This is a genomic window from Limnohabitans sp. JirII-29, from assembly GCF_003063395.1.
Lineage (GTDB): Bacteria > Pseudomonadota > Gammaproteobacteria > Burkholderiales > Burkholderiaceae_C > Limnohabitans.
Window position 1 is genome coordinate 98,698 of the sequence record NZ_NESB01000004.1, and the last position, 23,908, is coordinate 122,605.

Sequence of the window (23,908 nt, forward strand, 5' to 3'; positions counted from 1 at the left end):
CCAGGTGATGGCTGTCAAAAGGGCGCGATGCCAACAATAGCAGCCGCTTGTAAAGCCACCGCACGCGCAGCCTGTGGCGTGGCAGCCGTGATGTTGAGGTGGCCCATCTTGCGGCCCACGCGGGCCTCGTGCTTGCCATACAAATGCAAGTGCGTGCCTGGCAAGGCCAGCACCTGGGCCCAAGGCGGCTCGGTCGGATCAGAACAATGGGGGTCAGAACCCAATTGTTGAGGGAACCACAGATCCCCCAACAAATTGAGCATGATGGCCGGGCTGTGTTGGCGCGGCTGGGTCAGCGGCAAGTCGGCCATACAACGCACTTGCAATTCGAACTGCGACACATCGCACGCGTCTTGGCTGTAGTGCCCGCTGTTGTGGGGGCGCGGCGCGATTTCGTTGACCACCAACGCGCCATCGGCGAGCACAAAGAACTCGACGCACAACACGCCCACATAGCTCAAGCCCTGAGCCACGGCCTGGGCAGCCGCCACCGCTTGTTGCGCCACCTCGGCAGAGACGTTACCGGCCCACACCTCGGTGACGGCCAAAATGCCCTCGCGGTGCAGGTTGCGCTGCACGGGCAAGTGCACGCACGTGCCGTCACGGCCCCGCGCCACGATGACTGAACATTCGGCAGCAAGCGGCAACATTTTTTCCAGTACGCAGGGCACGGCCCCTAAGGTGGCCCAGCCGGCATTCAACTCGTCACGTGTGCGCACGCGCAGTTGGCCTTTGCCGTCGTAGCCCATGCGAGAGGTTTTCAAAATGCCGGGCAACAAACTGTCTGGCACCGCCGCCAGTTGTTCGGGCGTGTCGATCACAGCATGCGGGGCCACCGGCACGCCGCATTGCACAAAGTGGGCTTTCTCACGCGCACGGTCTTGCGCAATGGCCACAGCAGATGCGGCAGGCGACACAGGCAGCGTTTGGGCCAATTGCGCCAAGGTATCGGCAGGAACGTTTTCAAATTCTGTGGTGACGGCCTGACACAGGCTCGCCAGTTGCGCCATACCTTGGGGGTCGAGGTAATCGGCACGGATGTGGTGGTGGCTCACCAAACCCGCTGGGCTTTGGGCATCGGGGTCGAGCACGGCGGTGTTGTAGCCCATGCGCTGCGCCACATGGGCCCACATGCGCCCGAGCTGACCGCCCCCCAGCACCCCCAGCGTGGCACCGGGCAACAAAGGCTTGAGAGGCACGCTCATACGTGCGAGGGCAAGGTCATGTGGCGGGCGACTTCGGTTTGCGCGACACGAAACGCCTGCAACTTGGCTGTCAATGCCGCATCGCCTGACGCCAGCAAGGCCACGGCAAACAAGGCCGCGTTGGCAGCCCCTGCGTTGCCAATAGCAAAGGTGGCCACCGGAATGCCCTTGGGCATTTGCACGATGCTGTGCAACGAATCGACGCCTTGCAAATGCTTGCTCGCCACCGGCACACCCAGCACAGGCACGATGGTTTTGGCCGCCAACATGCCGGGCAAATGAGCGGCACCGCCCGCACCCGCGATGATGGCGCGCAGGCCTCGACCTTGGGCACTTTCAGCATACGCAAACATGTCGTCTGGCATGCGATGCGCAGAAACCACGCGGGTTTCAAAGGAGATACCAAATTCTTGGAGAATCTGGGCTGCGTGTTGCATGGTGTCCCAATCGGAATTGGATCCCATGACGACGCCAACTTGGCACTGGGTCATGATGTGGCTTGGTGTGAGCGAAAGTCGAATTTTAAGACGGGACCCCCATGATCGATGTGACGATTGAGAATTTCGAAGCCGAAGTCATTGCAGCTTCGCAAACCACCCCTGTGCTGGTGGATTTTTGGGCCGACTGGTGCGGCCCCTGCAAGTCCCTCGGCCCGGTGCTGGAAAAGCTGGAAACCGCTTATGCCGGGCGTTTCAAGCTGGTGAAGATCAATGCCGACAACGAGCAGCAACTGGCCGGCGCGTTTGGCGTGAAGAGTTTGCCAACCTGTATTTTGTTGATGGGAGGCCGCCCTGTGGACGGCTTCATGGGCGCGTTGCCCGAAGGCAAAGTGCGCGAGTTTTTGGACAAGCACCTGCCCTCGGAGGGTGAATTGGCGGCAGAAGCCGACACACAAGCCGCCGAAGAACTGATGCAGGCTGGTGACCCCGACGCCGCGTTGGCCAAACTGCAAGAAGCCTTGACGCTCAACCCCGCCGACGACGAAGCGCGCTACAACTTTGTCAAGCTGCTGATCGCCGTAGGCGACCTGGAAGAGGCGCAAGCTGCGCTGGCACCCATGCTGGTGCAGATCCCGCTGCAACTGCGCTTTGACGCCTTGAACTACTGGTTGAAAGCTTTGCAGTTTGTCAGCACCGATGCGCGTGGTGGCTGGACCTTGGAACAGTTCGATGCCCAGATTGCGCTCAACAAACGCGACTTCGACACCCGTTTGGCCAAAGCCCGCGTGCTGGTGGCTGCGGGTCAGATGGAAGCGGCGATGGAAGAGTTGCTCGACATCATCATGCGCGACAAAACCTGGAACGAGGATGTGGCGCGCAAAACCTATGTGGCCATCTTGGAGCTGATGACGCCGCCCAAACCCAAAACAGACGATGCGTCTTTTGGCAAAACCGCAGGCGGCATTGAACTCACAGGCAAAGGCGCGGTGCAAGAAGATCCCCAGGCCGAGCTGGTGTCGCGCTACCGCCGCAAGCTCAGCATGGCGTTGAACTGAGTAAGGCAAAACCTCTGCCCTTACTCTCGTGCGCTGGTGGCGCTCGCCTGAAATACCGATACAACTTATCAAAAGGTAACTTTGTATGCAACGTCAGAGGATCAGTTCGGGTTCGCGCTACGAAGAGGACATTGGATACTCACGCGCCGTGGTGGTGGGCGATTGGGTGCTCGTGTCTGGCACCACGGGTTTTGACTATGCCGACATGACCATTTCCGACGATGTCGTGGCGCAAGCCGAGCAATGCTTGAAAAACATTGCAACTGCTTTGGCCCAAGTAGATTGCACATTAGACGATGTGGTGCGGGTCAACTACGTGCTACCCAATGGCAATGACTTTGAAGCTTGTTGGCCCGTGCTTCGTCGCTATTTAGGGAAAGCCAAACCTGCAGCCATGATGATCACTGCGGGCTTGCTGGATCCACGGATGAAAATCGAAATTGAAGTCACAGCTTGTAGAGGCCTGATTTAAACAAGGCAAAGCCAAAAACCTCAATCCTTCAACCGCGCCCAAGCCTCTTGGTATTTGGCTGCGGTTTGGGCAATCACCTCTTGCGGCAAGTGCGGTGCCGGGGGTGACTTGCTCCAGGGCTTGCCCTGGACTTGGGCGGTCTCCAGCCAGTCGCGCAAGAACTGCTTGTCGTAGCTGGGCGGGTTGACGCCCTCTTGGTAGCTGTCCGCAGGCCAGTAACGTGACGAGTCGGGCGTGAGCACCTCGTCCATCAACACCAGGTTGCCATTGGGGTCCAAGCCAAATTCAAACTTGGTGTCGGCAATGATGATGCCTTTGGCGGCAGCCACATCACGCGCGGTCTCGTACAAGGCAATGCTGATGGTGCGAATTTTTTCGGCCAAGGTGCTGCCAATGATCTCGACCACTTGTTCATACGTGATGTTTTCGTCATGATCGCCCACCGCCGCTTTGGCAGCAGGGGTGAAGATGGGCTCGGGCAGCTTGCTGGCGTTCTTCAAGCCCTTGGGCAAGGGCACGCCGCACACGGACTGGCTCTGTTGGTACTCTTGCCAGCCACTGCCTGCCAAGTAGCCCCGCACCACGGCTTCCACGGGAATAGGCTTCAAACGCTTGACCAACATGGAGCGGCCTTGCACCTGTGCCACCTCGTCAGGACTGACGACGCTTTCAGGGGCTTCGCCCGTCAAGTGGTTGGGACAAATGTGACCGAGCTTGCTAAACCAGAACAACGCCATCTTGGTGAGCAACTCGCCCTTGCCGGGAATGGCCTCGCCCATGATCACGTCAAACGCGCTGATGCGATCTGACGCCACCATCAAGATGCGGTCGTCGCCCACCGCGTAGTTGTCGCGTACCTTGCCGCGCGCCAGCAAGGGCAGTGAAGTCAAGGCTGAAGTGTGGAGCGCGATACTCATTTGACCAATTGCGCCAGCTCGCCTTTGGCGTACTTGGCCGCCATGATGGCCAGCGTGGCACCTTTGATTTTGCTGCCCTGACCTTCGCAACCGAACTCGATGTAGCGCTGCTTGCAAATGGCTTTGGCAGCTTCGCGGGCGGGCTTCATCCATTCGCGCATGTCGAACTTGTCGGGGTTTTCGGCTTGGAATTTGCGCACCGCGCCAGTCATGGCCAAACGGATGTCGGTGTCGATGTTGATTTTGCGCACGCCGTGCTTGATGGCTTCTTCAATTTCTGCCACGGGCACGCCATAGGTTTCTTTCATCTTGCCGCCGTACTGGTTGATCAACGCCAGCAGGTCTTGTGGCACGCTGGACGAGCCATGCATCACCAGGTGGGTGTTGGGAATGCGCGCGTGAATGGCTTTGACGCGGCTGATGGCCAACACATCACCCGTGGGCGGGCGGCTGAATTTGTAAGCGCCGTGGCTGGTGCCAATGGCAATGGCCAAGGCGTCGAGCTGCGTGGCTTGGACGAATTGCGCCGCCTCTTCAGGGTCGGTCAGCATTTGGCTGTGGTCGAGTTTGCCCACCGCGCCCACGCCGTCTTCTTCACCGGCTTCGCCGGTTTCGAGCGAGCCCAAGCAGCCGAGTTCGCCTTCCACAGTGGCGCCAATTTTGTGGGCCATGGCCACCACTTGCTGGGTGACCGAGACGTTGTAATCAAAGTCAGCCGGGGTTTTGCCATCTTCCCGCAAAGAGCCGTCCATCATGACCGAGCCAAAGCCAAGATCCAGCGCGCCTTGGCAAATCTTGGGCGAGGTGCCGTGGTCTTGGTGCATGACCAAGGGAATGTGGGGGTAGGCTTCGGTGGCAGCTTGGATCAAATGCTTGATGAACGACTCACCCGCGTATTTGCGTGCGCCAGCGCTGGCTTGCAAAATCACTGGCGAGCCTGTTTCGTGAGCGGCTTCCATCACAGCTTGGACTTGTTCCAAGTTGTTGACGTTGAAAGCTGGAATGCCGTAACCCTGCTCAGCAGCGTGGTCCAAAAGTTCGCGCATCGAAACGAGTGCCATGTGGGAAAGTCCTTAAAGTTAAATCTGTATCAGTTCGCTCAATTTTAATGGCCGCAACTGGGTGCGTGCCTGACAGCGGGTTCAGCTGACTTTACAAATTTTGAGCATGTTGGTGCCGCCGGGTGTGCCCATGGGTTCGCCACAGGTGATGGCGTACACATCCCCAGTGGCCACATCGCCACGCGATTTGAGGTGGGCCTCGGCTTGCAACAAAGCGGTGTCACGGTCGGCGCTGGTGTCGAGCAAGAGTGCGCGCACATTGCGAAACAGCGCCATCTTGCGCTGCGCTGCCACCTTGGTGGTGAGGGCGTAGATAGGGATGTGGATGCGGTGACGGCTCATCCACAGCGCGGTCGACCCCGACTCGGTCAAGGCCACGATGGCCTTGGCGCCCAGGTGATGGGCGGTGAACAAGGCACCCATAGCAATGCTGTAGTCAATGCGGCTGAAGGTTTGGTCGGTGAAGTCTGCATCTAACTCCACCTGCTCAGCACCTTCGGCGGCGCTGCAAATTTTGGCCATTTCTTGCACGGTTTCGAGCGGGAACTTGCCAGCAGCGGTCTCGGCGCTGAGCATCACGGCATCGGTGCCATCGAGCACGGCATTGGCCACATCGCTCACCTCGGCGCGCGTGGGCACGGGGTTGGTAATCATGCTCTCCATCATCTGGGTGGCGGTGATCACGACTTTGTCATGCTGGCGCGCCAGCTTGATCATGCGTTTTTGCAGAGCGGGGACGATGGCGTTGCCCACCTCCACCGCCAAGTCGCCACGCGCCACCATGATGCCGTCGCTGGCACGCAAAATTTCTTCCAAATGCGGAATGGCTTCGGCACGCTCGATCTTCGCAATCAAGCCAGGCTTGTGTTTGTATTCAGCGCCCGCCACATTGGCCAATTGGCGTGCCATTTCCATGTCGGTGGCATTTTTGGGGAAACTCACCGCGATGTAGTCGGCCTGAAAGCTCATGGCGGTCTTGATGTCGTCCATGTCCTTGGCGGTCAAAGCAGGCGCAGTCAAGCCACCGCCTTGTTTGTTGATGCCTTTGTTGTTGGACAACTCACCGCCCAACTTGACGGTTGTGAGTACTTGCTCGCCCTTGACGGCATCAACAGTCAGCACGATCAAACCGTCATTGAGTAACAACAGATCGCCGGCTTTGACATCGCGCGGCAATTCTTTGTAGTCCAAGCCCACGCCTTGCAGATCACCGGGTTCGGTGCGCGAGGCGTCGAGCACAAACTTGGCACCGTTTTCCAGCATGACTTTGCCTTCGGCAAATTTGCCCACCCGGATTTTGGGGCCCTGCAAGTCCGCCATGATGGCGACTTCACGGCCAGCACGCACCGCAGCTTCACGGACCAAGCGCGCACGGTCAATGTGGTCTTGGGCTTTGCCATGGCTGAAGTTCAGGCGCACGACGTTCACGCCAGCGCGAATCATTTGCTCCAACAAAGCTGGATCGCTGGAAGCGGGACCTAAGGTGGCAACAATTTTGGTGGCGCGACGCAGCATACAAAGACTCCTCTGGAATTGTTTTGTTCATTCTCACATGTTTGAATGCGCTCACTTTGTGGCATGTGGGCCTATGGCGACGGTTCAAAGTCCGCGAAAGTATTCAAACCAGGGCCCAGTGTGGGCTTTTTGACCCCCCTGCCTACTAAGGGTTATCGGGGAAAAGCCCGGCAGGCGTCGTAAACAGAGATAATTGGCAACCGTTTGATACAAATCAGTGCGCGTTAGCACTGCCGCCCTAAGATCTCGCATGGGCCACCCACTGTGGGCTGACCCATTTGACTGTTGACTATGAACCTGACTCAAAAACCGATTCTTCCTCACGAGCCGATGCCGCACCGCAAAGTCATGCGCGAGTGGCTGGTGCCGCTGGCCGAACGCACCACGGTGCTGGCCTTTGTGCTGCTGTTTGTTGACTACGTGCTATGGGCCGCTTTGCTCACAGGCACTGTGATGTTTGAAGCTTGGTGGGCCAAGCTGTTGTGCGGTTTGGCGGCTGGCTTTGTGATTGGCCGTTTGTTCATTTTGGGCCACGATGCTTGTCACCAAAGCCTGACCCCACACCGCAACCTCAACAAATGGTTGGGTCGCATTGCCTTTTTGCCGTCTCTGACTGCTTACAGCTTGTGGGACATCGGGCACAACGTGGTGCACCATGGCTACACCAACCTCAAAGGTTTTGACTTTGTGTGGGCGCCCTACACACCCGAAGAATTTGCCGCACTCAGCCCCTTTGAAAAGCTGCGTGACCGCGTCTACCGCAGCGGCTGGGCGCCTGGCCTGTATTACATGATCGAGATTTGGTGGAACAAGATGGTGTTCCCCAACGAAAAGAACATGCCCACACGTCGCCCCATCTTCATCAAAGACTGCCTGCTGATCACCGGCTTTGGTGTGGCATGGGTGGCAGCGATGACCTGGGCGGCCATCGCCACCGAGCAATCGGTCGCCTTGATGCTGCTGATGGGCGTGGTGGTGCCGTTCTTCTTCTGGGTGTCGATGATTGGCTTTGTGGTGTACGTGCACCACACCCACGTCAAAGTGTCTTGGCACGATGAACGTGGCGCCTGGTCCAAAGCACAGCCCTTTGTGTCAACTACCGTGCACCTGACCTTCCCGTTGCAAATTGGCGCTTTGATGCACCACATCATGGAGCACACCGCTCACCACCTGGATATGAGCATCCCGCTCTACAAGCTCAAGCAGGCGCAGAGCAAGCTCGAAGAACTGCTGCCAGAGCGCATTGTGATTCAGCCGTTCTCGTGGGGCTGGTACTTCCAAACCGCCCGCGACTGCAAGCTGTATGACTTCAAGATCGACAGCTGGACCGACTATGAAGGTCGACCCACCAGCGTGAAATCCACGCCAGTTGCGGCCTAAACCGCCACCTGTTCAAAGCCCCGCTGGTCGGGGCTTTTTCTTGGAAGCTCCACCATGAAAACTTGGTTGTTCATGCTGTTAAGTCTGTTCATGCACACCGCCCAGGCCATGTGGGTCACCGTCACGCACAACGAAGTGGCCACGGTGTATGTGGACTCCTCGTCCATCGCCCGCATCAACCAAAACCGCCGCGTCTGGGTGGTCTACGACTTGAAAAGCCCAGACACGACTGGGCAGCAATCGGTCAAGTCGTACATCGACTACGACTGCGCCGAAGCCAAATACAAAACCCTCAGCGCCACCAGCCATCCCAACAAAATGGGCAATGGCCCGGCCATCAAGTCACTGCCCACGGCCGCTGGCTGGATGCCGGTCAGCCAAGACAAGATGAGTCGGCAGTTGTTTGGATTTGCTTGCGCTTGGTGATTTATCGCTCAAAGATCAGCGTCAAGGCTGTTGCGTTCTAACAGGCTCAACGACTTGAGCAAAGAGCGACTGAGAGGCTTATCTCAGTGACAGACCTCAGCAACGAAGCTCAATTGGCACAAATCTGCTCGCCAGTTGCCTCGCGTTTGAAGCAATTGCTGGGCGGTTTTCTTTCAGCGTCATGAGGCTGAAAAACAGCAGCGGGGTAACGACTCTTCATCTGCTTGACCCATTCCTCATATTCTGCTTTGTCTCGCTTCAAGCACTCCTGCACAGCGGCATGTTCAGGCAACTTGTCACACGCGATGGTGTGCAGTGGGAACGATTGAAATGCTTGTGGCCATCCAGACAGTGGCCAACAAGCTGCGATGGTGCAAACGAATTTGAATGAATGGCGCATCGTCAAAAACCCAAATGAAGACACAGGCAAATATATCTGTCTTGTTTGGCGCTCGGTGAAGACCCACTCAAGGTATCAATGGGCCTGCCATGACACCGCCATTACCCCGCTGCGCGCCGGGTCAAAATTTCAAACGCAGGCAAGGTCTTGCCTTCGAGCACTTCCAAGAACGCGCCGCCCCCGGTGGAGATGTAGCCCACTTGTTTTTCAATGCCGTATTTGGCAATGGCCGCCAGGGTGTCGCCACCGCCGGCAATGCTGAAGGCGCTGGACTCGGCAATGGCGTGGGCAATCACCTTGGTGCCGTTCTCAAACGCAGCAAACTCAAACACGCCCACCGGGCCGTTCCACACGATGGTGCCAGCAGCTTTGAGTTGCGCGGCCAACTTGGCAGCGGTCTCGGGGCCAATGTCCAAAATCAAATCGTCATCGGCCACCTCGGTGGCTTTCTTCACCGTGGCCACCGCATCGGCAGCGAAGGTTTTGGCGCACACCACATCGGTGGGGATCGGCACTTCGGCACCACGGGCTTTCATGATCTCGATCACGGCTTTGGCCTCGGCCAACAAATCGGGCTCGGCCAAGCTTTTGCCGATCTTCAAACCCGCTGCCAACATGAAGGTGTTGGCGATGCCGCCGCCCACGATGAGCTGGTCCACGTTGCTGGCCAAGCTCTTCAAGATGGTGAGCTTGGTGGAGACCTTGCTGCCCGCCACGATGGCCGCCAAAGGACGCTTGGGGTTGGCCAAGGCTTTGCTGATGGCGTCAATCTCTGCCGCCAACAAGGGGCCCGCACACGCGATGGGGGCGAACTGGGCAATGCCATAGGTGGTGCCTTCGGCGCGGTGGGCCGTGCCAAACGCGTCGTGCACAAAGATGTCGCACAGGGCGGCGAGTTTGTGGGCCAGCTCAGGCGCGTTCTTTTTCTCGCCTTTGTTGACGCGGCAGTTCTCCAGCATCACCAATTGACCCGGGGCCACTTGGACGCCATCGACCCAGTTGGAAACCAAAGGCACTTCGCGCCCCAACAACTCGCCCAAACGCTTGGCCACGGGGGCCAATGAGTCAGCAGGTTTGAACTCGCCCTCGGTGGGGCGGCCCAAATGGCTGGTCACCATCACGGCAGCGCCAGCGTCCAAGGCCATCTGAATGCAGGGCACCGACGCGCGGATGCGGGTGTCTTCGGTGATGGCACCGTGGTCGTCTTGCGGCACGTTCAGGTCGGCGCGGATGAAGACACGTTGGCCACGGGCTTTGCCGCTGGCGCACAAATCAGAGAAGCGAAGGACGTTCATGAAGATGCAAAAGATTGGAAATAAAGACGAATTTTAAAAGTGCAGGCTTGCAGCCAGGTTTCAACCGCGGCCCACAAACGGCATCTTGGTGGCCATCACTGTCATGAACAACACATTGGCCGTGAGCGGCAAACGCGCCATGGCCATGAAGGTGTCGACCACGGCGGAGATGTCCATGCGCGCTTCGGGACGCACACTGCCATCCGCCTGCAACACGCCACTGGCCATGCGCTCGGTCATGTCGGTGGCCACGTTGCCAATGTCAATTTGGCCCACGGCAATGTCAAAGGCACGGCCATCCAGTGCAGCTGCTTTGGTCAAGCCGGTGATGGCGTGCTTGGTGGCGGTGTAGGGGATCGAGCCCGGACGCGGGGCGTGCGATGAAATCGAGCCGTTGTTGATGATGCGCCCGCCTTGAGGGGTTTGGGTTTGCATGAGCTTGAAAGCATGCGACAAACAAAAGAACGCGCCGTTGAAGTTGATGTCCACCGCACGGCGCCAATCCGCCGCCGAAATGTCCCCCGGCAACGCGCTGGGCAAAAAGACACCGGCATTGTTGAACAGCAAATCGATGCGGCCAAAACGTTGGCGCACGTTGTCAAACAACGCAGCCACCGAATCTTCTTGGCCCACATCGGCAGGCACGGCGTGCGCGCGCACGGCGTTGGCACCCGCTTCTTGAACAGTGGCTTGCAGCGCGTCAATACGTCGACCCACCAGCACCACGTCCCATCCTTCGCTCAGCAGGGCCAAGGCACATGCCTTTCCAATGCCTGAACTCGCTCCTGTGACAACGGCAACTTTGCGCATGGTGTGTTCTTCCTTGTGTGAAAAACGCCATTGTCTCGCGAGCGCACAGGCCCAGCTGTCACTCACGCTAAAGTGGCGTCATGAGCACTTTTGAAAAAACCATTCTTTTCACCGAGAGCGATGGCCGCGCCCGCTTTCGCACCGACACCTTGAGCCTGAGCGAAGGCAAGCCGCAAGCCCGTTTGTCGCCTCTCATGGCCAGCGGCGGCTTTCAGCTGCGTCGCAGCCCGGTGGGCTTTCGTAGCGAATTCCACTGCACCGAAAACCCGCAGTGGCTGTTTGTGCTGGAAGGCCAAATGGAGATCGGCTTGCAAGACGGCAGCTCGCGCATTTTTGGCCCGGGCCAGCACTTTTATTCGGCCGATGTGCTGCCTGCAGGCGCCACCTTTGACCCCACCGTCCACGGCCACTGGAGCCGCCAGGTAGGACCCGATGAACTGGTCACGCTGTTTGTACGCGGCTGATCATCGTCCCTCACATTTGCAGGAGATACCCCATGCGTTTACTCATCACCGGCGGTGCCGGCTTCTTGGGCGCCCGACTCGCCCGTACGTTACTGGCTCGCGGTCAACTGGCCAATCAGCCCATCACTGAACTGGTGTTGGCCGACCAAGTCGCACCCCCGGCCGACTTGGTGGCCGACCCTCGCGTACACGTCAAAACTGGCCCCTTGTTGGACCACTGCCAAGCCTTGCAACACGAAGCCATGGACGGGGTGTTTCATCTCGCCTCCGCGGTGTCGGGCGAATGCGAAACTGACTTTGACCTGGGCCTGCGCTCCAACCTCGACAGCACGCGCGCCTTGCTCGACGCGTTGCGCGCGCGTGTGCAACAAGCCGGGGCAGCGCCCACGCGGCTGGTGTTCTCCAGCTCCATCGCGGTGTTTGGTCCGGACGACGCCGTGCCCTTGCCCGATGTGGTGCACGACGACACCTTGTGCACGCCACAAACCTCGTACGGCATCCACAAACACATCTGCGAACACTTGGTGGCCGACTACACCCGCAAAGGCTTCATCGATGGCCGCAGCGCACGCTTGATGACCGTCACCACACGCCCGGGCAAACCCAACGGCGCGGCGTCGTCGTTTTTCAGCGGCATCATCCGCGAACCGCTGGCAGGCATGGAGGCGATTTGCCCGGTGCCCCCCACGTTGACGCATTCGGTGTCGTCACCCCGCGCCACTGTCGAAGGTTTGATTGCCGTGTTTGAATGCAGCCGTGAGGCCTATGGCGGTCGCACGGCCATGAACCTGCCGGGGTTGAATGTGAGCGTGCAACAAATGCTCGACGCCCTCGAAGCCGTGGCCGGGCCCGAGGTGCGCGCACGGGTGCGCTTTCAGCCCGACGAGGCGGTCATTGGCATCGTCTCGCGCTGGGCCAAGGCCACCACAGCCAAACGCGCCAACGCACTGGGGCTGGTGGCCGAGAAAAACTTTGAAGACATCATTCGGCAATACATTGCCGATGCACAAGCCGGTCCCAACGCCGCAGAGGCGCTCAAAGGTTTGACAGCCCGCTGAGCCAGCGCGGCAGCGCGCCACACCGCGCGGTGCGTCTTGGAGGTCTTACCAGCCCAAGCCCAAATGCAAGGGCAGGTAGACCGCCATGCCCAACACGATGGTCAGCAACACATCGCGCTTGGCAAAGTACACCGCCACGCCCGCCGCTGCGGCAAACAAGCGGGCGTCTTGCCAAGTGGCAATCAGCGCACCTTGGCTCATCACCACCTCCGGCACGACCACGGCAGACAACGCCGCAATCGGTGCGTATTGCAACCCGCGCTGCGCCCAGTGGGGCAAGTGCCAGGCTTTGTCGGAAATAAAGAAGAAACTGCGCGCCACCACGGTGACCACGGCCAAGCCCGCAATCACGGCCAAAGTCCAAATCTCTGTGGCGCTCATGCGTGGCCTCCAGGCGTTGGCATTGGTTTGAAGCGTTCGGCCGTCATGCACACCAACACGGCCACGGCAATGGCCGTCACGATGTTCAAACGCAAGGGCAGGTGATAGACCAACACCGCCGTGACCCCAGCCACCAGCGAGGCCACGATGCGCAGGCGTGAACTGGCCAGCGAACATTGCATGCCTAGCAAGCACAAGATGCCCGCGAACCCAAGCCCCCAGGCAGGAGGAATGCTGTGCGCCAAAGCAATGCCCACCAAACTCGCCAGCATCCAACTGGCCCAGTTCAAGGAATTGGCACCCGCCAAGTAGGCCACTTGCGCCAAGCGCTCGTCCTCAGTGCGTCCAGGCACATGGAAACGCTTGGTGAACAGCACATAACCGTTGTCGGTGATGAAGTAACCCGCGGCCAGACGCGTCCAACGTGGCAGATGAATCAGAAAAGGGCGCATGTGCAAACTGAACACCACAAAGCGCAGGTTGACGCAAAACGCGGTAGCCAAAATCACCCAAGCCGGCGCGCCTGCCACGATGAGCGGGATGGCCGCCAATTGCGAACTGCCCGCAAACACCAACAAGGCCATCGCCACGGCAGCCAAGGTGCCCATGCCCGAGTTGACCATGGCCACGCCAATCATCAAGCCCCAGGCCACGATACCCAAAGCCTGTGGCCCGAAGTCACGCATGCCCACGTTGAACTCGAGGTGCCTGCGTACACGACTTTGCCAAAACATCAGCCCACTCCTACGTCAAAGCACTGACCAGGCGTCAGAGCAAAGCCACGCAAAAAATCACCGGCGTTCAAGCGCTTGGCACCCGCGCGTTGCAACTGGGTGACGCACAACACATCTTGGCCACAGGCCACGCACACCCCTTGGTCATCGGCGCTCAGCACGGTGCCGGGTTTGACGTCGTGTACACGCGTGTGCACATGGGCTTGCCACAGCTTGATGGCTTCACCCGCCACATGGCCGGTGGCCCCCGGAAAAGGGTTGAAGGCACGCACGCGCCGCGCCAGCACCTCGGCGGCCTTCGTCCAATCCACCGCAGCTTCGGCCTTGTCGATCTTGTGTGCGTAGGTCACGCCGACCTCGGGTTGCGCTACAGGCTGGAGTTGCCCAGCTTGGGCTTGCGCCAAGGCCTGCACAATCAAATCGCCCCCCAACTCGGCCAAACGGTCGTGCAAGCTGGCGGTGGTGTCGTCCGGTGCTATCGGCAGGGTATGCGTCAGCAACATCGCGCCCGTGTCCAAACCCGCGTCCATTTGCATGATGGTCACGCCGGTCTGCGCGTCACCCGCTTCGATGGCGCGGTGAATGGGCGCTGCGCCCCGCCAACGCGGCAGCAATGAGGCATGGATGTTGAGGCAGCCCAGGCGTGGCGCATCCAACACCCATTGCGGCAAGATCAAGCCATACGCAGCGACCACCATCACATCGGCCTGGGCGTTGTAAATCGCCTGTTGGGCTGCCAACGCATCGTCAGGGTATTTGCCATCCAAACGCAAACTGCGCGGCTGCGCCACAGGCATGCCATGTTGCAGCGCCAGTTGCTTGACCGCCGAGGCTTGCAACTTCATGCCCCGTCCCGCTGGGCGATCGGGTTGGGTCAGCACCAAGGGCACGGTGTGGCCAGCCGCGTGGATACGGGCCAAAGCCACTGCCGCAAATTCGGGCGTGCCCGCAAAAATAACGCGCATCGACAGCCCTTTATTCGCCGTCACGCAGGGCTTTGAGCAACTTGGTTTTGATGCGGTTGCGCTTCAAAGGCGAGAGGTATTCGACAAACACCTTGCCCATCAGGTGGTCCATCTCGTGCTGAATGCACACTGCCAACAAGCCTTCAGCGGCAATCTCACGCTCTTGGCCTTCACCGTCTTGGGCCACCACCTTCACCGCGGTGGCGCGCTCCACGCCGTCGTAAATACCAGGCACCGACAAGCAGCCCTCTTCACCTTTGACGCGTTCGTCGCTGGCCCAGGTGATGCGTGGGTTGATCAGCACCATGGGCTGGTTGCGGTCTTCAGACACATCCATCACCACCAAGCGCTCATGCACGTTCACTTGGGTGGCGGCCAAGCCAATGCCATTGGCGTCGTACATGGTTTCCAACATGTCGGCAATCAGTGTGCGGATGCGTGCATCCACAGCCTGCACCGGCTTGGCCACGGTGTGGAGTTTGGGGTCGGGGAATCGAAGAATGTCGAGTTTTGCCATGTCGTTATTGTCCCCGGTTTTGAAATTTTTTACCCGCACGCATGCACCCGCACATCAGGCCTTCTCAGAATGCTTTTCAGCAACACAGGAGAGTGTCACATGAACCACGACGAACTGCGCGCTTGGCTGCGCTTGAGCTTGACCGATGGCGTCGGCAACGACGCGGCGCGGCGCTTGCTGGCCTGCTTTGGCAGTCCACAAGCCATCTTCACCCAAACCGAGACTGCGTTGCGCCAAGTGGCCAGCGCCAAACAAACACAGGCCTTGTTGCAAGAGCCTCATGAAGTGGCGCTTCAATGCGTGCGCACACAGCAGTGGCTCGCCCACGCCACGCCACACACAGGGCATGCCCTGTGGACCTTGGGCGACGCGCATTACCCACCAGCCTTGCTTGACCTGGCTGACCCACCCCTGATGCTGTATGCGCAAGGCCAAATCGAAGGCACCCTGAGCAGCGCCATCGCCGTGGTGGGCAGTCGCAACCCTACCCCACAAGGTGCACAGACCGCCGAACAATTTGGCCAGGCCTTGTGTGCGGCAGGTCTCACGGTGGTCTCGGGCTTGGCGCTAGGCGTGGATGGCGCAGCGCACCGAGGGGCCTTGCATGAGGCGCACCACAAGCCGCCCCACAGCCCCAAGGCAGCGCCTTGGCGCACCGTGGCAGTCGTGGGTACGGGCCTGGACCGCGTGTACCCGCGCCAGCACCACGCCTTAGCCGCAGACATTGCCCAACACGGCGTCTTGATCAGCGAGTACCCGCTGGGCACTCCGCCCTTGGCCGCCAACTTTCCAAAACGCAACCGCCTCATTGCAGCCCTCGGCTTGGGCACTTTGGTGGTGGAGGCGGCGCTGCAATCGGGCTCGCTCATCACCGCACGTTTGGCGCTCGATGTGGGACGTGAGGTGCTGGCCATTCCGGGCTCCATCCACTCCCCTCAATCACACGGCTGCCATGCGTTGATTCGCCAAGGTGCCAAGCTGGTTGAGACAGCGCAAGACGTGCTGGAAGAGCTGCAATGGCAACCCGCACAAGCCCTGCGGGAACCACCAGGCGTCAACACAGCCCATGACACCCACAGCCCAGCCACACACGACGACGCCACCGCACTGCTGCACGCGCTGGGTTATGCCCCTGTGAGCCTAGATGCCCTGCAAGCGCGTTGTGGCTTGGATACCGCCAGTCTGCAAGCACAGCTGCTCGGCCTCGAACTAGAGGGCCTGGTGGCGCGCTTGCCCGGTGGTTTGTTTCAGCGCCTGGGCGGCGCGTGAACACATGCAACAACACGCACATATTTGCGCAAGTCACGCCATAAAAGCAGGTATATTGAAGCCATGTTTGAAGTGCTCGTATTCGTCTATGAAAACTACTGGCGAGGCGATGCGTGTCCTGAGTTGCAACAACTGGGCCGCAAACTGAGCGCCGTTGGGTTTGAGTCAGACGACATCCAACAAGCCCTGCATTGGCTGGCCGGGTTGAACCTCGCATCGCACAACACCGAGCTGATCGACATCAGCCAAAGCGCACCCGAAACACACCCTGAATCTGCACACAGCCTGCGCATTTATTCTGTGGCCGAGCAAGACCACTTGGGCGCCGAGTCGTTAGGGTTCGTCAATTTTTTAGAATCTGCTGGCGTGCTCTCGGCCCACATGCGTGAGATCGTGATTGACCGCGCCATGGCGGTGCCCGGACAACCCGTGTCTTTGGATGACCTCAAGATCATCGTGCTGATGGTGTATTGGAGCGTCGGGCTAGAGCCCGATGCCTTGGTGCTCGATGAGCTGTGCGACGACCACCACCGCGTGGCGCACTGAGGGCTGCCGTTAAACCACCGCCCCTGCGTTTTCGTCGTCCGGGTCACCCGGTGTTTTGGGCCCGGTGTGCTTGATCAAGTCTTCGCGACGAATGCCCAGCCACATGGCAATGGCAGCGGCCACAAACACCGACGAGTAAATGCCAAACAAAATGCCAATCGTGAGCGCCAGCGCAAAGTAATGCAGTGTGGCGCCGCCAAACAGCAACATCGACAGCACCATCAGCTGGGTACAGCCGTGGGTGATGATGGTGCGGCTGATGGTGGAGGTGATGGCGTTGTCGATGATCTCGACCGTGTTCATCTTGCGGTAGCGGCGGAAGTTCTCGCGAATCCGGTCAAAAATCACCACCGACTCGTTGACCGAGTACCCCAGCACCGCCAACACCGCCGCCAGCACGGGTAGCGAAAACTCCCACTGGAAGAACGCGAAGAAGCCCAGGATGATGACCACGTCGTGCAAGTTGGCAATGATGGCCGCCACCGCAAACTTCCACTCAAAGCGCATGGCCAAATAAATCATGATGCCCACCACCACAAAGGCCAAGGCCTTCAAGCCATCGATGGCCAACTCGTCGCCCACTTGGGGGCCGACAAACTCGGTGCGACGCAGCTGAATGTTGGTGTCGGTGGCTTTCAAAGCCGTCAACACCTGCTCGCTTTGTTGGGCTGAGCTTTGGCCTTTCACCGCGGGCATGCGAATCATCACATCGCGTGCGGTGCCAAAGTTTTGCACTTGCACATCGTTCAAGCCGAGCTTGGCAATTTGGTCGCGCACCACATTCAGGTCTGCTGCTTGGCTATAGCTGACTTCCATCAGCGTGCCGCCCGTGAACTCGACCGACAGGTGCAAGCCACGGCTGAACAAAAAGAACACCGCCGCGAGGAAGGTGATGAACGAGATCGCGTTGAACGCAATCGCGTTCTTCATGAACGGGATGTCTTTGCGAATCTTAAAAAATTCCACGTGAGTTCCTTTTTTAAGCGCGCCACACCGTGCCAATGGACACGGTTTGCAATTTCTTTTGGCGGCCATACCAAACGTTGACCAAGCCACGCGAGAAGAACACGGCCGAGAACATGCTGGTCAAAATGCCCAAGCAATGCACCACCGCAAACCCACGCACGGGGCCAGAACCAAACGCCAGCAGCGCCAAACCAGCGATCAAGGTGGTGACGTTGGAGTCCAAAATGGTCGCCCAGGCGCGGTCGTACCCGGCGTGAATGGCCGACTGCGGGGATGCGCCGTTGCGTAGCTCTTCACGCACGCGTTCGTTGATCAGCACGTTGGCGTCAATCGCCATGCCCAGCACCAAGGCCATGGCGGCCATGCCCGGCAGGGTCAGGGTGGCTTGCAGCATGGACAGCACCGCCACCAACAGCAGCAGGTTCACCGCCAAGGCCACGCTGGAGAACACGCCAAACAGCATGTAGTACACGCACATGAAGGCCGTAACAGCCACAAAGCCCCAAGTGACCGAATCGAAACCTTTGGCAATGTTTTCAGCACCTAGGCTTGGGCCAATGGTGCGTTCTTCGATGATCTCCATCGGTGCAGCCAACGAGCCCGCGCGCAACAGCAGGGCGGTGTCGTTGGCTTCGACCGTGCTCATGCGGCCTGAAATCTGCACCCGACCGCCGCCAATTTCGCTGCGAATGACTGGGGCTGTCACCACCTCGCCCTTGCCTTTTTCAAACAGCAAGATAGCCATGCGCTTGCCCACGCTCTCGCGGGTCACGTCTTTGAAAATGCGCGCGCCCTTGGCGTCGAGCGTCAGGTGCACCGCCGCTTCTTGGCTCTGGCTGTCAAAGCCGGGCTGGGCGTCGGTCAAGTTCTCGCCGGTCAAGATAACTTGCTTCTTCACGATCACCGCTTGGCCGTTGCGCTCCAAGAAACGCTCGGTGCCAAAGGGCACAGGGGCGTTGCTTAGCTCGGCGGCACGGGCTTCGGCGCTTTCGTCGACCATGCGGATTTCCAGCGTGGCGGTACGGCCCAAAATGTCTTTGGCCTTGGCTGTGTCTTGCACGCCTGGCAGTTGCACCACGATGCGGTCTGTGCCTTGCTGCTGAATCACCGGCTCGGCCACACCGAGTTCGTTGATGCGGTTGTGCAACGTGGTGATGTTTTGTTTGATCGCCTGCTCTTGCACACGACGTGCTGCCACCGGGTTGATGGTGGCGCTGAGTTTGAAGTCGGCGCCGTCTGGGGCACTGGTGGTTTGCAAGTCGGCAAACTGGTCTTGGATCACGCGCTGGGCGGACTCCAAGGTCGCCATCTCACGAAAGCGCACCTCAATGGTCTGACCGTTGCGGCTGATGCCGCTGTGGCGCACATTCTTTTCACGCAAGGTGGTGCGGATGTCGCCCGCCAGCGATTCGGTTTTCTTGGTCAACGCGGCGGGCATGTCGACTTGCAGCATGAAGTGCACGCCACCGCGCAAATCCAGGCCCAGGTACATGGGCGCAGCGTTCAACGACGACAACCAGGCCGGTGAACGCGACAACAGGTTGAGCGCCACCACATAGGCCGGGGCATTGGCGTCGGGCACCAACGCATGCTGAATGGCGTCCTTGGCTTTGAGTTGGGTGTCGGTGTTGTCAAAGCGCACTTTGAGCGAACCGTTCTCCAGCGTCAACACATCGGGGGTGATGCCTGCGGCCTTGAGCGCTTCTTGCACGCGCTCTTGCACCGCCTGATCGACCTTGACACTGGCCTTGCCCGACGAGACTTGCACCGCAGGCGCTTCACCAAAAAAGTTGGGCAGTGTGTAGACACAGCCCACCAACAAAGCGATGCAAATGATCGCGTATTTCCAGAACGGGTAACGGTTCATGATCGCTTTGAAGTGAAGTTACTTGACCGTACCTTTGGGCAACACTTGCACCACAGCGCTGCGCTGCAGCTGCACTTCGACGCCGGTGGCAATCTCCACGCTCAAGGTGGTGTCACCCAGCTTGGTGACTTTGCCCAACAGACCGCCAGCGGTCGCCACTTCGTCGCCTTTGGCGAGCGCGTCGATCATGGACTTGTGTTCTTTTTGACGCTTCATTTGGGGACGAATCATCACGAAGTACAAGACTACGAACATCAACACCAAAGGCAACATGCCGGTGAGCGAAGACATGATGTCGCCACCAGCAGAGGCAGCAGGTGCGGTTTGGGCAAAAGCAGAAGAAATGAACACGGTGGAACTCCAAAATAAAGGACTACTGTCAAGGTGCAAAACGCACCAGTAAGTCAGCGGCGCATTGTATGCGGCCACTCCAACATGGTGCTCAACTCTTGACAATCAAGGGCGCGATCACCTGCATCAAACTCTCGCCATTGATTTTTTTCTGATAACTCACATTCAAGCCTTCATTGCGTAAGGCTTCAAAGAAACGTTCAGCACTTTGCATCTTGTAGCTCTCGCGTTTGCCCACATCACTGGCGCTGTCATAGCCCTTGGTTTCGACCACCAAATACAAAGCTTGCGCACTGCCCTCACGCATCAAGGCATAACCGAAGTCAGGGTTGTACTTACCCACGGGCGTGGGAATATCAATTTTGGGCAACTTGGCAAATACGGTGATGCCGTCCATTTGCGATTCATCAACCGTATGGCGCTCAATATCGCTATCCACAGGCATAAAGTCCTCGGCATACAAAGACTTGGTACGCACAACAGTATTAGCTATTGGATAAGGCTCTTTGCCACACGAAGCCACGGGCAACGTCTCTAGCAAGGCTCCTGTGGTGTCTGTCAACGCCGTTTTCACACGCACCTCTCGTAAGGAGTAGGACACCTTGTTGATGATGAGGGCGTACACGCACCAAATGAAGACATCTTTCAATACCGTCAAAGCTCGGTTTTCATTGCCGCGAATCAAAGAGAATTTTTCGGGCGGCATACGTGAGAGCACAGTACTCACTGTTTGATAACTCAGCTTCGTGCTGTTAGCCAACTCGCGCACAAACTCAGCCAAGGTGTAAATCGAGTGCGAGGGCAGCACATAGCTGCCCTGCGTGCTCTTCGCTTCGTGCAGGGTCTCAACGTCCTTGGTACGTAATACGCTCAACGCCAATGGACGAACGTCAAAAGAAGTCTTGATACTTTCCAAAATTTTGGTCACCAAGGCTCCGTCGTTTAGCTCGTAACGCACCACGGCGTGTCGATTGAGTCCTTCCCACAGCAACTTGAATTTTTGGTACTGCGTTGGATTGATGCGCAACATGGCCTTGGGTTTGTCTGTTTTATGTTTGACCTTGCCATAGCTGTCGTAATACGTATCCAAGTAGCGCTGCATGTTGATGGCGTTGCTATCGTCGATACCTACAATCGTTTTCAAACGTTCCAAAATTTCATCACGTCGTGCTAGGTATGTTGGGCGGTCTAACAATAACGTCGCTTGTCCCGTCACATCGTCTAGATCAATCACTTGCAGCGCTTGGAGAGCATCCAACACCCGATTCGCCACTCGGGTACTCGGTGCCACGCCAAACTCAGCCAAAACCCCATCATCAAACGTCTTGGCTACGTGCCGCACACTATGCGCCGAGATTTCGTTTTGAATCGACTCGACAAAGTCGCCCTCGGTAGCAGGTACCACCACCACCAACTCGTTGACCTCGTCAAATGCCACGTCGTCAGATTGAATACGCTCTAAATCTTGATTTACTGCCAAGCGCAAGCCGCGCCCAATTTGCTGTAACTTGGTGATCTTGGAATTGCTCGGCGCGAGCTTGCACAGTGTGAAGATGTTGGGGTTGTCCCAACCTTCTTGCAGCGCCCACATCGAAAAAATAAAACGTAAATCGGTGTCGAAAGAAAGCAACTTTTCCTTCTCTTCCAAAATAAGCTTGATGGCCTCTTCCTCACCCTTTTCGCTGTGTGAGCGGGCAAAATAACCTTTGTGAACCTTCGTCACATCCATTGCCGAGCGCTCTAAATAGGCGCGATAGTCGGTATCCAAATTGGTATTAGCCAACACCGTCCGCAACTGCGCTGTGTACGCACGCTCAAACAAATCGCGTAGCACCGCTGGCTTGTTGCCCTCGGGCAAATACTTGGCAACCGCATCTATGAAGAACAGGCTTAGCGCTTTGATGCCGCGCTTGAACAACATCTCTTCACGTTCAAAATGGTTAGCAATACTGCGCTCCACAATGGCCTGCTGAATCTGCTCAGCCAACATGCCATACGACGTGGGCTCGCCCAAAGGCAAAGCAAAGCCATTGGTGAACAACACCTCTTTGGTCGTGATCGACTCCACCACGTAAGCGCCCAAGTAAGCGATATCCGCCTTCTCACCCAAATTGTCTTTGACGCGCAAATCTACCTGTGCGGTGCTACCCGTTAGCGTCTGATAAATCACCTGCGCCACACGCGCGCCTGCACTGCCACTGACATGAGACAAACATAAAGCGCATGTGTCGGCACTACCCACGCCCACTGTGTCTACTGTGATGCCTTTCACCAAACGCTGCCGAAACGCATCCAAGCTATCCAAGGTATAGATAAAATTGCTGTATTCGCCTTTGAAGGTGGCACCGAAACGTAGCGTGAACAGAGGGTTGAACTTGGCCAAATACTCCTGTGTTCTCGCGCCCTCAAAGCGGTGGGGCTCATCAATGATGACTACTGGACGAATCGCGCCCAACGCTTCCATATAACTCTTGGCGCGGCCAAACAGATTGGCCTCCACTCCTCGCTGGTTGATGGTATTTTTATCTTTATTGAACGACTGATACGTTGCCACCATCACCGAAATACCCGCATTGGCGCTATGCACAAACCCGCGCACCGTTTTGCTGGAGTAATTGAATACGCTGATCTTTTGGTTGTCGTATTCCTTCTCAAAAAACGCCGCAGTAGTTTGTAAACTCTTGAGCGTGCCTTGGCGAATCGCATTGCTTGGCACCAACACAATGAACTTTGAGAGCTTGTACTGCTGATGCAGCTTATGCATCGTCTCAATGAAGGTAAATGTCTTGCCCGTGCCCGTCTCCATCAGCACATCCAGCGTCAACGCGGGCGTTGCCGTGGTAGTCACCTGCACCTCTCCTTGTGTGATGTGATTGGCAGTGCGTACCTGAGCGATATTGGCCTTGAGTACCTCAGCCGCAGCAGCGGGTACAAACACAGGATTTGCCTCACTGCCCTGCGCGGGCGTGAAGCCCACATCGGCAAACACATCGGCAATGCTCTGTACCGCTTGTGCTTGGTGCGCGAGGCGGGTGTATTGAAATTGGGGTGCGGCCATCATCACCCCCGCAGCTTCAGCTTCTCATCGGAATAGCCCAAACTCTCAGCCAAGGTCTTGATGCCTTGCATAAAGTTGTCATCAGTAATCCATGGGGCGTACACCGTCAGATACGTGGCAGGTGTACCGCTGGCCTTCATCTCTTGCAAGGTGTCCAGCAGTGTGTCAAGTGCCACAGCTTGAAGGACTAGTACGACATTGGCTGCGCGATAGATGTGGTGCTCAATCACCGTCGTAATAAACGTTGACAACGGTAAGCCTTCGGCCAACAGTAAGTTGTAGAGCACCTGCACTATTTGCTCAGGCTGCGTCGTACCAATGGTGCGTTGCAGAGCCAACACGTCGGCTTGCGTAGCCTCATGCAGCGGCTTTTGCAAGATCAGTGCATGCGGGTCGTCTAACAGCTCGAAAACGCGAAAGCCGACATCTAGATCAGGCGCGTCGGCAGTGATCTTGGCCCCAGCACGGCGAATACGCTCGGCGGTAATTTCGAAAATTGTTGCTTCTGGCTTGCCCAAGGTATCGGTGACAAATTTGTGGGCTTCTTTTTGTTTCCTCGCGTCGATGGGCTGGGGGATTTGCACCAAGATGAATTGACGATTGCCGCCGTCTTCGGCGTTTTTCGCAAGCACTGCGTGTCCAGTAGTTCCCGAGCCCGCAAAAAAATCAAGAATGATGGATTCATCATCGATCTTGGTTGCAATAGTCAGCAACCGATCTATTAAACGCTGCGGCTTGGGGGTGTCAAAAATGTCT

The 23,908-nt window shown here is 57.9% G+C and carries 24 protein-coding genes; 8 read left to right on the forward strand and 16 right to left on the reverse strand.

The window, feature by feature from the left end:
* Positions 1–14: 14 nt before the first annotated feature.
* Both B9Z39_RS08020 and purE read right to left on the reverse strand, forming a co-directional pair.
* Positions 15–1,205, reverse strand: a complete 1,191-nt coding sequence (locus B9Z39_RS08020) for a 5-(carboxyamino)imidazole ribonucleotide synthase (RefSeq protein WP_108301311.1) — start codon at positions 1,203–1,205, stop codon at positions 15–17.
* On the reverse strand, positions 1,202–1,696 hold the full coding sequence (gene purE / locus B9Z39_RS08025) for a 5-(carboxyamino)imidazole ribonucleotide mutase (RefSeq protein WP_100147302.1): 495 nt from the start codon (positions 1,694–1,696) through the stop codon (positions 1,202–1,204). The genes B9Z39_RS08020 and purE overlap by 4 nt, the downstream gene beginning before the upstream one ends.
* A 47-nt stretch (positions 1,697–1,743) precedes the next feature.
* Between purE and trxA the strand changes: the two genes are divergently transcribed.
* Together trxA and B9Z39_RS08035 are read left to right on the forward strand one after the other, a co-directional pair.
* Complete coding sequence (trxA, locus tag B9Z39_RS08030; protein ID WP_100147301.1) at positions 1,744–2,700, forward strand: thioredoxin; 957 nt, start codon at positions 1,744–1,746, stop codon at positions 2,698–2,700.
* Positions 2,701–2,785: 85 nt separating this feature from the next.
* Complete coding sequence (locus B9Z39_RS08035; protein WP_108301312.1) at positions 2,786–3,172, forward strand: RidA family protein; 387 nt, start codon at positions 2,786–2,788, stop codon at positions 3,170–3,172.
* A gap of 20 nt (positions 3,173–3,192) precedes the next feature.
* On the opposite strand, the gene B9Z39_RS08040 is transcribed toward B9Z39_RS08035, so the two are convergent.
* From B9Z39_RS08040 to pyk, 3 genes are all read right to left on the reverse strand, one after another.
* The gene (locus tag B9Z39_RS08040) at positions 3,193–4,089 is read right to left on the reverse strand and encodes a phosphoribosylaminoimidazolesuccinocarboxamide synthase (protein ID WP_108301313.1); all 897 of its coding nucleotides are present in this window, start codon (positions 4,087–4,089) and stop codon (positions 3,193–3,195) included.
* Positions 4,086–5,150 (reverse strand): class II fructose-bisphosphate aldolase, encoded by a 1,065-nt coding sequence (gene fba, locus B9Z39_RS08045; RefSeq protein WP_108301314.1) that lies wholly within the window; start codon positions 5,148–5,150, stop codon positions 4,086–4,088. The genes B9Z39_RS08040 and fba overlap by 4 nt, the downstream gene beginning before the upstream one ends.
* Positions 5,151–5,231: 81 nt before the next feature.
* Positions 5,232–6,665 carry a pyruvate kinase gene (gene pyk, locus B9Z39_RS08050; RefSeq protein WP_108301315.1) on the reverse strand — a complete coding sequence of 478 codons (1,434 nt, stop codon included), beginning with the start codon at positions 6,663–6,665 and terminating at the stop codon, positions 5,232–5,234.
* A 291-nt stretch (positions 6,666–6,956) separates the two neighbouring features.
* Here pyk and B9Z39_RS08055 point away from each other — a divergent pair, with 291 nt between their 5' ends.
* A complete protein-coding gene (locus B9Z39_RS08055) occupies positions 6,957–8,045 on the forward strand; it encodes a fatty acid desaturase (protein ID WP_233248952.1) in 1,089 nt (362 codons plus the stop codon).
* A 54-nt stretch (positions 8,046–8,099) separates the two neighbouring features.
* Positions 8,100–8,471 (forward strand): surface-adhesin E family protein, encoded by a 372-nt coding sequence (locus tag B9Z39_RS08060; protein WP_108301317.1) that lies wholly within the window; start codon positions 8,100–8,102, stop codon positions 8,469–8,471.
* Positions 8,472–8,972: 501 nt separating this feature from the next.
* Here the strand turns inward: B9Z39_RS08060 and B9Z39_RS08070 are convergent.
* Both B9Z39_RS08070 and B9Z39_RS08075 read right to left on the reverse strand, forming a co-directional pair.
* Positions 8,973–10,166: a phosphoglycerate kinase gene (locus tag B9Z39_RS08070; protein ID WP_108301319.1), complete on the reverse strand. Its 1,194-nt coding sequence runs from the start codon at positions 10,164–10,166 to the stop codon at positions 8,973–8,975.
* Between the two features lie 60 nt (positions 10,167–10,226).
* Positions 10,227–10,976, reverse strand: a complete 750-nt coding sequence (locus B9Z39_RS08075; protein WP_108301320.1) for an SDR family oxidoreductase — start codon at positions 10,974–10,976, stop codon at positions 10,227–10,229.
* An 80-nt stretch (positions 10,977–11,056) separates the two neighbouring features.
* Here B9Z39_RS08075 and B9Z39_RS08080 point away from each other — a divergent pair, with 80 nt between their 5' ends.
* Both B9Z39_RS08080 and denD read left to right on the forward strand, forming a co-directional pair.
* On the forward strand, positions 11,057–11,440 hold the full coding sequence (locus tag B9Z39_RS08080; RefSeq protein WP_108301321.1) for a hypothetical protein: 384 nt from the start codon (positions 11,057–11,059) through the stop codon (positions 11,438–11,440).
* A gap of 32 nt (positions 11,441–11,472) precedes the next feature.
* Positions 11,473–12,498 carry a D-erythronate dehydrogenase gene (gene denD / locus B9Z39_RS08085; RefSeq protein WP_108301322.1) on the forward strand — a complete coding sequence of 342 codons (1,026 nt, stop codon included), beginning with the start codon at positions 11,473–11,475 and terminating at the stop codon, positions 12,496–12,498.
* 45 nt (positions 12,499–12,543) lie between these two features.
* On the opposite strand, the gene B9Z39_RS08090 is transcribed toward denD, so the two are convergent.
* From B9Z39_RS08090 to def, 4 genes are read right to left on the reverse strand one after another with little or no spacing between them, the layout of a single operon-like run.
* The gene (locus B9Z39_RS08090) at positions 12,544–12,879 is read right to left on the reverse strand and encodes an AzlD domain-containing protein (protein WP_100147291.1); all 336 of its coding nucleotides are present in this window, start codon (positions 12,877–12,879) and stop codon (positions 12,544–12,546) included.
* Positions 12,876–13,613 (reverse strand): AzlC family ABC transporter permease, encoded by a 738-nt coding sequence (locus B9Z39_RS08095; RefSeq protein WP_108301323.1) that lies wholly within the window; start codon positions 13,611–13,613, stop codon positions 12,876–12,878. The genes B9Z39_RS08090 and B9Z39_RS08095 overlap by 4 nt, the downstream gene beginning before the upstream one ends.
* Positions 13,613–14,578, reverse strand: a complete 966-nt coding sequence (gene fmt, locus B9Z39_RS08100) for a methionyl-tRNA formyltransferase (RefSeq protein ID WP_108301324.1) — start codon at positions 14,576–14,578, stop codon at positions 13,613–13,615. Before fmt ends, B9Z39_RS08095 begins: the two co-directional genes overlap by 1 nt.
* 10 nt (positions 14,579–14,588) lie before the next feature.
* The gene (def, locus tag B9Z39_RS08105; RefSeq protein WP_108301325.1) at positions 14,589–15,095 is read right to left on the reverse strand and encodes a peptide deformylase; all 507 of its coding nucleotides are present in this window, start codon (positions 15,093–15,095) and stop codon (positions 14,589–14,591) included.
* A gap of 99 nt (positions 15,096–15,194) precedes the next feature.
* Here def and dprA point away from each other — a divergent pair, with 99 nt between their 5' ends.
* Positions 15,195–16,364: a DNA-processing protein DprA gene (gene dprA / locus B9Z39_RS08110; protein WP_108301326.1), complete on the forward strand. Its 1,170-nt coding sequence runs from the start codon at positions 15,195–15,197 to the stop codon at positions 16,362–16,364.
* 63 nt (positions 16,365–16,427) lie between these two features.
* On the forward strand, positions 16,428–16,910 hold the full coding sequence (locus tag B9Z39_RS08115) for a DUF494 family protein (RefSeq protein WP_100147286.1): 483 nt from the start codon (positions 16,428–16,430) through the stop codon (positions 16,908–16,910).
* Between the two features lie 9 nt (positions 16,911–16,919).
* Here B9Z39_RS08115 and secF read toward each other — a convergent pair whose 3' ends face one another.
* The 5 genes from secF to B9Z39_RS08140 all read right to left on the reverse strand — a co-directional run bounded on the left by secF (position 16,920) and on the right by B9Z39_RS08140 (position 23,904).
* The gene (gene secF / locus B9Z39_RS08120) at positions 16,920–17,876 is read right to left on the reverse strand and encodes a protein translocase subunit SecF (RefSeq protein WP_100147285.1); all 957 of its coding nucleotides are present in this window, start codon (positions 17,874–17,876) and stop codon (positions 16,920–16,922) included.
* Positions 17,877–17,889: 13 nt separating this feature from the next.
* Positions 17,890–19,743, reverse strand: a complete 1,854-nt coding sequence (gene secD, locus B9Z39_RS08125) for a protein translocase subunit SecD (RefSeq protein ID WP_108301327.1) — start codon at positions 19,741–19,743, stop codon at positions 17,890–17,892.
* 18 nt (positions 19,744–19,761) lie between these two features.
* On the reverse strand, positions 19,762–20,094 hold the full coding sequence (gene yajC, locus B9Z39_RS08130) for a preprotein translocase subunit YajC (RefSeq protein ID WP_100147283.1): 333 nt from the start codon (positions 20,092–20,094) through the stop codon (positions 19,762–19,764).
* A gap of 91 nt (positions 20,095–20,185) precedes the next feature.
* Positions 20,186–23,155, reverse strand: coding sequence for a DEAD/DEAH box helicase family protein (locus B9Z39_RS08135; protein ID WP_108301328.1), 2,970 nt, complete (start codon positions 23,153–23,155; stop codon positions 20,186–20,188).
* Positions 23,155–23,904, reverse strand: a complete 750-nt coding sequence (locus tag B9Z39_RS08140; RefSeq protein ID WP_108301329.1) for a DNA methyltransferase — start codon at positions 23,902–23,904, stop codon at positions 23,155–23,157. Before B9Z39_RS08140 ends, B9Z39_RS08135 begins: the two co-directional genes overlap by 1 nt.
* Positions 23,905–23,908: the final 4 nt, after the last annotated feature.